The sequence below is a fragment of the Paenibacillus sp. VT-400 genome, assembly GCF_001029205.1.
Classification (GTDB): domain Bacteria; phylum Bacillota; class Bacilli; order Paenibacillales; family Paenibacillaceae; genus Paenibacillus; species Paenibacillus amylolyticus.
In genome coordinates, this window is the sequence record NZ_LELF01000047.1 from 691,587 (window position 1) to 701,523 (window position 9,937).

8 protein-coding genes are annotated in these 9,937 nt (G+C 46.7%); 2 read left to right on the forward strand and 6 right to left on the reverse strand.

The window, feature by feature from the left end; all coding sequences use genetic code 11:
- A complete protein-coding gene (locus EL84_RS05380) occupies positions 1–1,158 on the reverse strand; it encodes a response regulator (protein WP_047840972.1) in 1,158 nt (385 codons plus the stop codon).
- Between the two features lie 175 nt (positions 1,159–1,333).
- Between EL84_RS05380 and EL84_RS05385 the strand changes: the two genes are divergently transcribed.
- Both EL84_RS05385 and EL84_RS05390 read left to right on the forward strand, forming a co-directional pair.
- On the forward strand, positions 1,334–1,831 hold the full coding sequence (locus EL84_RS05385; RefSeq protein ID WP_047840973.1) for a DinB family protein: 498 nt from the start codon (positions 1,334–1,336) through the stop codon (positions 1,829–1,831).
- Positions 1,832–2,079: 248 nt separating this feature from the next.
- Entirely contained in the window at positions 2,080–3,150 is a 1,071-nt protein-coding gene (locus tag EL84_RS05390; RefSeq protein WP_047840974.1) for an SDR family oxidoreductase, read from the forward strand.
- A gap of 60 nt (positions 3,151–3,210) precedes the next feature.
- Here EL84_RS05390 and EL84_RS05395 read toward each other — a convergent pair whose 3' ends face one another.
- From EL84_RS05395 to EL84_RS05415, 5 genes are all read right to left on the reverse strand, one after another.
- Positions 3,211–3,585 carry a winged helix-turn-helix transcriptional regulator gene (locus EL84_RS05395; protein WP_047840975.1) on the reverse strand — a complete coding sequence of 125 codons (375 nt, stop codon included), beginning with the start codon at positions 3,583–3,585 and terminating at the stop codon, positions 3,211–3,213.
- Positions 3,586–3,638: 53 nt separating this feature from the next.
- Positions 3,639–4,589 (reverse strand): SMI1/KNR4 family protein, encoded by a 951-nt coding sequence (locus EL84_RS05400; RefSeq protein ID WP_047840976.1) that lies wholly within the window; start codon positions 4,587–4,589, stop codon positions 3,639–3,641.
- 214 nt (positions 4,590–4,803) lie between these two features.
- Complete coding sequence (locus EL84_RS05405; protein WP_036611768.1) at positions 4,804–6,429, reverse strand: rhamnogalacturonan lyase B N-terminal domain-containing protein; 1,626 nt, start codon at positions 6,427–6,429, stop codon at positions 4,804–4,806.
- A gap of 352 nt (positions 6,430–6,781) precedes the next feature.
- Positions 6,782–7,654 (reverse strand): AraC family transcriptional regulator, encoded by an 873-nt coding sequence (locus EL84_RS05410; RefSeq protein ID WP_047840977.1) that lies wholly within the window; start codon positions 7,652–7,654, stop codon positions 6,782–6,784.
- A 167-nt stretch (positions 7,655–7,821) separates the two neighbouring features.
- Positions 7,822–9,930, reverse strand: a complete 2,109-nt coding sequence (locus EL84_RS05415; RefSeq protein ID WP_047840978.1) for a cytoplasmic protein — start codon at positions 9,928–9,930, stop codon at positions 7,822–7,824.
- Between the last annotated feature and the right edge of the window lie 7 nt (positions 9,931–9,937).

Consider the following 9,937-nt stretch of genomic DNA (forward strand, 5'->3'; position numbering starts at 1 on the left):
TTATTTTTTCATGACTTTGGTTAAACCGAGCTTCCAGTCCTGATACCATTCAGTAATATCCTTACTGATCGGTATCTCCAAATCTTGCTCCATTCTGGTGGTTAAGAGTCGATACTGCTCCTCCACACCGAGATCGTTGTGCATTTCATCATATAACTTCATTAGCATAAAATAACTTTCTTCTTCATCCGGAAGCATATGCTGGATACGTTGTGTACTCTCGACCACTTTCTCCGCCAGCCCATGCTGCTGGTAATACAGACTTAGTTGTCTCATATGATACAGCCACAGATAGCGTAATCTTTCCCGCTCAGGTTCAGCCCACATGTATTCATAATTGCCAAGATAGGTACCCTTATATAGATGAAGCGCTTGCTCATAGGCATGAACGGTACTTGCGTCTACGACTTTCCATTGCCTGATTTCCCGTTCCCACTGCTCACTATCCAACTGAGCCTCACCCAATTCGAGTCGGTAGCCTGCCTCTAGGTGTCCACTCTGAATCGTGATCATATCCATATTGCAAGTTTTCAGGGTTTGGCGGACATGATACATTGCAGTGTAGAGTTGATGTGTCGTCTTCTCCTCTTCCATTCCCGGCCACAGAAGCTCCAGCAGAACACTGCGATGGATGACCTGGTTCCGGTGGTGAAGCAAGTATGCAAACAGCTCCTGCGCCTTGCTTGTACGCCATTTGGCCACCTGAACATCCTTGCCTGGAAGCTTAAACTGAATCTGATTAAAACAGCAAATTAAAGGTACGTTTGTATCCTTTGACCGCTGCTCGCGTTTTACACTCAGTTTCTCTCTTACGCGGCTCACCGTCTGCTTCAATCGATCCTTTTGGATGGGCTTCATCACATAGTCCAAAGCCTGTAATTCGAAAGCATGCACCGCATATTGATCGTAACTGGTCACAAATATAATTTCGGTGCCCGGTGTTGCCGCCTGAATCTGTCTTCCCAGATCCATACCATCCATCTCCGGCATATGAATATCCAGAAATACAACATCAGGACGGTACTCCACAATACCCGCCATAGCCTCTGTTGGATTCATATATGTAGCGATAATTTCAATGCCGCTTACTTCTTTTTCTAGTGATTTTTGAAGGCCTATCAACGCTAGACGTTCGTCGTCAACCAATATCACTTTCACAGGAGCTTCCTCCTCGACCCTGAGGTCTTGAGATTTATTTTCACTATTATATCATAGGCATTTTAAGTATTTAGCGTTCTTCGTTACCCATTTTTAATTTTTAGCAATTTAATTGTATAATACTAAATAGAAGACAGGTTATCAGATCCGGTCTTGGAAGAGAGGAAGGTACCATATGTCAGATGTTAATCAAAGCTTTGGGCAAGCCCTTGTCAAATCATTAGTGGGGGAACGCGGTCATATCCGCATCGCCCGTGCTCTACCCGATATCGATGTCACACTTGCTGCTCGTACGCACGATGCCATGCCATATACGATCTATCAGTTGGTGAAGCACATGCATTATTGGCAGCAATTTATGCTCGATCACTTGGAAGGACGCAAACCACAGCTCCCTGCTAACGTGAATGAGAGCTGGCCTGAGGAGAAGGGTCCACTGGACGAAGCCACGTGGAAGGCAGATATTCAGGCCTTCTTGGATGGGGTTGATCAAGCCGTAGCCATTGCAGAAACTGCACAATTAGATGATCCACTGCTCTATTTCCCGGGTGAAACTAAAGCAGGACTTCTGCGCAATATCGCCTCCCATAACTCGTACCATCTAGGGGAGATTGTTCTGCTGCGTCGCTTCTACGGCGCATGGCCACCTCCAGGTGGCGGATATCCGGCGTAAACGATATCTACAACAGATCTATTGAACGAATATACAGGCACACCGAAGCTGTGAAAGGACGATTGTTCCTTTTACGGCTTCTTGTGGTTATAGGCAAGTAACATCCAATGAAGTGCAGATTATAACGCTCATATCCTGTACCAGGCTCATATATTACTTCAAAGTACGTATATGACTTTGAGGTGCGTACTTCTCATCCTTCTTTTTCTGACCCACAATATGAACAGAAGAAGAGAGGAGCATGTCCATTGAAACCTGAACAATCCGTTACCCGCTACACCGCACTTGTCATTGGGGCTGGAGGCGTCATTGGAAGAAACCTTATTGATTATCTGATGACACTTCCGCAATGGAATGTGATTGGTGTATCTCGCCGCGGAGGGGAAGATGCCCCTAGGTTACGTTATATATCAGCTGATTTACTGAACGAAGCAGACACACAAGACAAACTGGGTCATTTAACGGCCGTTACGCATATTTTCTACGCCGCGTATCAGGATCGCCCAACTTGGGCCGAGTTGGTACAGCCCAACCTGGCGATGCTCGTGAATGTGGTGAATACCATCGAACCGATCGCTCCAAATCTCCAACATATTAGCCTAATGCAAGGTTATAAAGTGTACGGTGCACATCTGGGTCCATTCAAAACACCTGCCAAAGAAACGGATGCATATCATATGCCTCCTGAATTCAATGTCGATCAGCAACAGTTTCTCGAAGATCGGCAACCCGGAAGCAGCTGGACCTGGTCAGCTCTGCGCCCTTCTGTGGTATGTGGATTCGCTCTGGGTAATCCAATGAACCTTGCCATGGTTATTGGCGTGTATGCGTCTATCTCCAAGGAGCTTAACTTGCCATTACGATTTCCCGGAAAACCAGGAGCGTATCATTCGCTTCTTGAAATGACTGATGCGACATTGCTGGCTCATGCAACCGTATGGGCAGCAACCGATCCACGATGTGCCAATCAGGCATTTAATATCACCAACGGCGATCTGTTTCGCTGGAATGAGCTATGGCCCAAAATCGCTGCGTTTTTTGAATTGGAAACAGCACCTCCACTGCCCCTTTCACTTGCAACAGTGATGTCAGATAAAGAAGACCTTTGGAATTCCATGATTGAAAAGTATGGTTTGGTAAACACCCCTTATGATGATGTCTCTTCCTGGGCATTTGGTGACTTTGTCTTCTCGTGGGATTATGACTTCTTCGCAGATGGTTCCAAAGCTCGCCGCTTCGGATTCCATGATTTCATTGACACTGAGACTATGTTTATGGATATTTTCAGAAATCTACGTGATCGCAAGATCCTTCCGTAAAGTAAATAAAATGCAAAATAAGCCGATTCCTGAATTCCAGAATCGGCTAATATAAGTCCCTCAACGGTCAGTAGTAGTTGGCGGCTTAAACAGAATTTTTCCTCGATCACCATATACATTCTCCACGTGTATATCGCCCCACCTACACATCAGATGAAGAATCTCTTTAAGACTCCATCCATACGCTGTTAACTCATATTCCACTTTAGGTGGGACCTGGTGATGGGAAATACGGACAATAACTCCCGCCTCCGTTAATTCACCAAGTTGCTGAGTCAACACTTTCTGAGTGATCGCAGGGATCAGTTTCATCAGCTCACCATTACGTTTTTTGCCAAAGGTAAGATGGAATAGAATAACAGGCTTCCACTTCCCCCCGATTACTTCAAGAAAAGCTTCAACTGCGGTGTTATATACTTTGAGTGGTTCCTCCATATCACCTTCTGTCTCCCTTCCATACAACAGTTTAAAGAATCCCTGTCGATTTTTTAGACTTCTGGAGTCATCAGCCCTTGGATAAACGTCTCAAAGTTCGGTGCCAGCGGAATGATCTCTTTGGGATTCTCCCTCTTCACATAAACGACCTCTGGTTCTCCATCATTACCGAATGAACGATAATCGAGCATGACAACCCCCGACTCCGAAGGAGATACCGCGATGACCACACCAATCTCCGGATACCCTTCACGTTCAATCAAATTCCAGCTGCCTTGAACACCCGCTAGTGTGCGAGGCTTCTCACGGCCAATGCCCAGTATACCTTCAATTTCAACATAATTCGTAGCTCCCGTATCTGTGTTCGCCACAGGGAAATAACGATTGTACGGAATACCACCGTTATGTAGCTTCATCATCTCAATGTAGGAAGCTGGAAGTCGGAACACCAATTGCTCCTCAACAGATTCAATCAGGCCATCACTTGGCGCGTTGGACACATAGTGCTCCAGTGCATGCTCACTATCGTTCCAGAATTCGCCGGATTCCCGTCTGGGAACCGCTTCAAAGGTCGCTACAACGTCAACGGGTACATGGAATTCTCCAACAGCCTCTGGATCCGTTTCAACTTCAGGTTCAGATTCGGACGGCTCCTCCATTTTGCTTCGAATCCATCCCAGAAACTCCAGCGTATCTTCATCCTCAGGGTCCAATTCATCCGCTCTTTCAAACGCCTGCAGCGCATGCGCGTATTGCTCCAGATAATAATAAGCCAGTCCAATCCGATAATGCCAGAGTGGGTCACCTGTGCCCTCTTTAGCAACCGTCAGGAATTGTTCAACCGCTTCTTCATACTGTTCCAAGTTATTCAGCGCTCGTCCCAAATGGTTAACCAGCTCATAATCTCTTTCTTCCACAGGAATGGCTTGAATTGCATCTACAATTTCCTGAAACTCATCTTCTTCATGCCACTCTTGCAATTGAACCAACAGATCGTCTCTCATTCTATTTTCCTCCCCGTTCATTCACTCATGATTACGTATTGAAAATTATACCACTATCCGGATCACCATCTCCAGCAAAGCAAGATCCTTAGGGATATCATGAATCGATATCTTTTCATTTCGGATGACAAAGCTAAAAGAGGTAACCTGAACCTGGTTAAGAAAACCAGACAGGCTACCTCCTATATTCCTTCCACTATATTGCATTCTTCATTCAATTCAGCAACTCAACACAATCATAGACCCAGCCCGCACTTAACCAGTTACCCAAGTCACTTGAACCGCTGATTGGCGTAATCGTGATGGTATTGGAACCATTCACGAAGTAGGATGCTGGAACATTCCAGCTAAAGGTTGTGTTGTTCCCACGATACGTACCAATGGTGAAGCTACGAGAATTGGGCTGTGAAGATGCAGCAGGATTGGTTAAAGCATGTCCATTAACCGTTACACTCGGTCTGCCATTATTGTAAGCTGCGGTAATACCGATGTTGAGCGTATGAGAAGATGCCGCTTGAGATGCATTCAAGTTAAACGTTATTGTGGTTGGAGAATTCTGACCACGGAACTGGATTGCCGGGAATCGATTGGTCGCGCTACCGGTGGCATAGGTGACAGGTCCCCAGCTTGGGTTGCGACTATCGGAAGGGTGACGGATCGGAATCGTCTGTCCATTCAGGAGCTCCCGTGGTGTACCATCCCAGTTACCGATTCGCCAGATGTTAGAGGCTTTACTTGGGTCATTGTTGATCGTACGTGTATTCAGTGTCGTCGTTTGTCCTGCCGTGACATTAACCGTTTCCGTATATACGGCCAGTTCTCCCTTATAGGCTGTCATAGTGTATGTGCCCGGGATCATGCTGTATTTGGCTGCCGCCCCACTTGAAGACGTCCCCACCCAATACTGGGCGTTGCTATTAGCGAACCCAATTGTGTATGCATAACCCGTATCCATCCCGGAGAGACCATTAAGCACAACGTTCCCCCGACTGGATACCCAACCCTGCAGATTCAGACCAGACATCCAGCTGAAGTCGGGCACACTTGGCGTACCTCCCGTTGTGAAGATCAAAGCGTACGGCCCATGCAGACCCAGGCGCCAATTCTCCGTCTGTGCATGTCCCGAGTTCATATAGTTATATACTTCCGTCTCTGTTCCACTTTGGAACTGGATGTCGCGGAAGAATGGACCACCAGAGCTTTTTTCCCGATTACCGTAGGCCATAAATACACCGACGCCATTACCCGTAACTCCACGAACGGATAAATCTTTGGCCTGATCATTACCATAATATTTGGAGGCACTCTGGCCGTTTGCGAACCCGAACACATCCTGACTTTCAATCGCTCCGGTGTTACCCCGGTTGTTTGAATTCGCCGGAACACCTGTCAACACACTACCATTGCCACGGAAAATGTATCGCAGCTCCCCGATCGAAGGTTGAGCCGTGATATGCGTGGCCATGTATATGATATTCTCCCCACCACGTGAAGCATAATAGTGAGTTAGTGTGCTTGTGGATACCGTGATTAACACGGTTGATCCTGAAGGAGAGGTATTCCACGTCACATTGGCAGAGGAGCCCAAACCTGAGCCTATATGTGATCCTCTGTTGCTGTTCAGCTCCGTACCGTTCATTTTGGCTGAGATAATATCCCCATTGGTTTTGTTCACCACATAGACTAATCCTGATCCGGTGTTTACTTCAATTCTGGAGCCGTTATCCGTAACATTAATGGTTGCCGCGTGTCCGGTAGATGCAGGGTATACAACAGCTGTTGCGATCATAACGATGATTAAAAACAAACCAAGCGCCTTTCTCACTATACTTTTGGTCATGAGTAATTCCCTCCTTGGAACTCATTTAATAAAGCGCTTACATTATAATATATAATAACTGACACTTCCGTCTCATATCGATATGTCTGCTATGTGAGCCTGTCCATAATCAATGGAATGTTATGTCTGCGTGCGTATAGAATAGAGTCATCACTTCATGTAAACCTGATCTCGCCACCCCCTTCTTAAATCACTCTTCTAAATACAAGTATTCTTACAATTCCAATAAAATAATACCATTATATTACATAAATTTGCAATGAAAACGGCTCGAGTATCCGATAGCAAATTCTGAAAACAAAAAACGCAGCTTCAAAAAGCTGCGCCCGCAGATACCAAGCTTGAGACAGTATCATCTCTTCCGAATAGGTATCCAAATCTCACTTCTATATTGCTCTACAGTAACATCCTTGTGCTCATTCCATAACATTTCCGGACCCTCACTCAGCTCATAATCCGATGAAGGAAACCACTCCGCGTAGATCCGGCCCCACACCTCCTGAAGCGTGGCTGGAAACGGACCAACGACAGTAAATACAGCCCACGTCGAAGCAGGAACCTCGAGCTGTTCCAGGCCTTCAGGCGTCTCTTTTGTCGTAGCTGCACCAATGTAATGATCCAGTTCTCCCTGTTCCGCCATACGTCCCTCACTGAAATGGGCTGAAGCACTGATTAAGCCCAGAGGTTGGACGTTTGATGCCCCCTTGATCGAATCAATCAATTCCGGTGTAAGGCTCTGGTACATCGCCGCGATCTCCGGATTAACCCCGTTGAATACGATCGGCACCCTTTTACAAATACCCACGATTCGAAACGCCTCTTTATCTTCAATGCGGTAGTTCATTTCGCTTCCTCCTTGAATGGTCAGTTGAAATGTCATCCGCGGGAAGGCTTTAAGGGATGGACCATGGTTTCGCGCTTCGGAGGGCGTAGTGCCATGCATGCTTTGAAAAGCACGCGAGAAAGAATCAGGCGATGTATACCCGTATTTTAGTGCAATATCAATGATTTTGCTGTCACTGTGGCTTAGCTCCATGGCTGCAAGTGTCAAGCGGCGACGTCGAATATATTCCGAGAGTGTTACACCACTAAGAAAAGAGAACATGCGTGTAAAATGATACTCCGAGCAACAGGCAATCCGGGAAATCTCCTTCATGTCCACGACATCCATCAGATGCTCCTCAATATAATTCAAGGCTTCATTTAACCGCCACAGCGTATCCATATCATCCCTCCCACGTTAATTCAAGCTTAGCAAAGTCATTCTCTTTGCATCCGACATTACCTGCACCATTCTGTAGGCTCTTTGCATCTAAACAGAAAAAAGAGCAGCATCAGCTACTCTTTTCTAACCTTGATATTCACATATCACCAGTAGTCGAGTCAAACAGGTCAAACCAGATACTCCGCCATAATCTGCTCGATATCGTACGGCGTAACGCCTTGATCCACCGAATAGATTGTATCCGCCTGATCTATTGTATCCACTAGTTCTCCTCTAGCTTTGGCATGGAGCATGAACAAGTCATGCAGATCGGGTTTGCGTAAATTGGTTAGTGCTTTGCCCATCAGGACCATACCTTTTTGATTGCCTTCCACATTATTGTAGTAATCCGGATGGCTTGTCAGCGCCAGGTCTGTCCATATGACGGTGCGTTCGAACAGGTCCATAATGACAGGGATCGCAATCTGCGTATCCGCGGTAATATCGATTTTGTTCGCTACGGTAGACGGTTCGAAAATCTCTCCAGACCCCGGCTTCTTCCGCATCATCCAGCCCACAAAACATTCGGGCAGATCACAATACGGATGACTGGTAAACGATAGCAGTGTCGCCACCACATATCGTCCACCATAAGCCACGATGGATGGAATATGCAGATCAATGAACTCACTTGCGCCATAAGGTGCGGTCACGATATCTCCGCTATGAACAGCCTTATAGTTCGAGGATCGCAGATTCGTATAAGAAATATGCTCCACATAGTTCCAGTCCTTATCGTACATCACCGCAGACAAGTCAATGTCCACACGCCCTGTAGACTGGCCATTCACGTCCCCCTCTTTCCACCAGTTGAAGAAACGAATCGTATCTCCCTCCGCCATCGGCACACGACTCCCACGAACAATGGTATGGAGAGCCTTGCTCGCCGATCTCTGGGAAAAGGGCACCAGATAATCATGGAGCTGCGGATCGACATAGGTCTTCCCGAGCGTGGGAAGGGCTGCGAAGCGCTCTATCAATGCCTTCTCGCACAATTGCACGACATCCTGACATGTGGCTTCATCGATCTCTGGCAGCTCATTCGGAACAGCAAAAGCTTTGGCTACATTGCCTTTCGGGAAGAAGACACGCAGATCCTGCGGTTCATTACGGTGGGCAAAATGCTGTCTCACCTGCAATAACACCGGGGTAGATACTTGCTCCAGTACCTCACCAAATGCGAGCAGCACATACGCTTCATCTTCGGTCATCCGCAACAAGTGATCCAGTCTTCTCGCAAATTCACCTGGACGCTGTGACAACAGATCAATCAGACTCCAGACATTCCGATATTGGAAGGCAAGCTCCACACTTCCGTTGAAGGTCGAATAAGGTTTATTATTACGCAAAATATCAAAGGCTTCTTCGCATCGCGGATACCGAAGCTTATATTCCGAAGGATGCAGAATTTCGCCAAGGCGAATCCAGCGATCCTTATATCGCAGCATATCCTCCGTGATGGAGCCACATTGCTCCAATAATCCGAGCAAAAGGCGTCTTTCACGGCGTTTGAATTTTCGGAAGGGAGAAGCCATTGCGAGGCTGACATCACCATCGGACCAGGCAACAGCCAGACGCAGGACATCACTTGCCGTTTTGAAATACGGACCGATCCGGTCGATGTTCGCTTTTTCATGCTTCAACAGCGACGCAACCACAAAGCCCACATTTTCTTTGAACGGAATCTCAGCGGGTAATAGCGCATCCACGTCTTCCGGGTCAGCATGCTCCAATACCGTGTCGATATCCGCCTTGTCTGTTTCCGAGATAGAACCTTTTGCTTCAATGATCTGACGGATGAGTGTCTGGAATGCTTGCTGGTTTCCCAAACCAATGACTTTCAAGTCCGTCTTCTCCAGCAAAGGCATTCGCTCCAGAGATTGTTGATCCGGATAGACCACAGTCAGGTTGGTCAGATAATGAATAATAGCATTAAGGTATAACTCCGCTTCATCCGTTTGCATCACCTGCATCGGGAAACCTGCATACATCGGTGTGTACTTCACATGTGCGCCGACCATGACTCTTAGATCAGCCACGAGTTGAATATATGTTGCTTCAAATTGTTCCTTGGACAGCTGCCGCATCGCCTGCATTAGCTCATCCGAGAAGGTGTATCCGAGTGCTTCAATATTTTTGAGGGCAGTCGCCAGATATGTCTTCGGCAACTGTTGTTTCCCTTCGTTTGATTCGATAATGAGTTTGTTCGCTCTGCGCAAATAGATTGTATTGTTCATGATAAAA

Excerpts from the sequence above, each read along its gene's own strand:
- EL84_RS05385 (WP_047840973.1), top strand. The coding sequence starts at position 1,334 with ATGTCAGATGTTAATCAAAGCTTTGGGCAAGCCCTTGTCAAATCATTA.
- EL84_RS05395 (WP_047840975.1), bottom strand. The coding sequence starts at position 3,585 with ATGGAGGAACCACTCAAAGTATATAACACCGCAGTTGAAGCTTTTCTT.
- EL84_RS05400 (WP_047840976.1), bottom strand. The coding sequence starts at position 4,589 with ATGAGAGACGATCTGTTGGTTCAATTGCAAGAGTGGCATGAAGAAGAT.
- EL84_RS05405 (WP_036611768.1), bottom strand. The coding sequence starts at position 6,429 with ATGACCAAAAGTATAGTGAGAAAGGCGCTTGGTTTGTTTTTAATCATC.
- EL84_RS05410 (WP_047840977.1), bottom strand. The coding sequence starts at position 7,654 with ATGGATACGCTGTGGCGGTTAAATGAAGCCTTGAATTATATTGAGGAG.
- EL84_RS05415 (WP_047840978.1), bottom strand. The coding sequence starts at position 9,930 with ATGAACAATACAATCTATTTGCGCAGAGCGAACAAACTCATTATCGAA.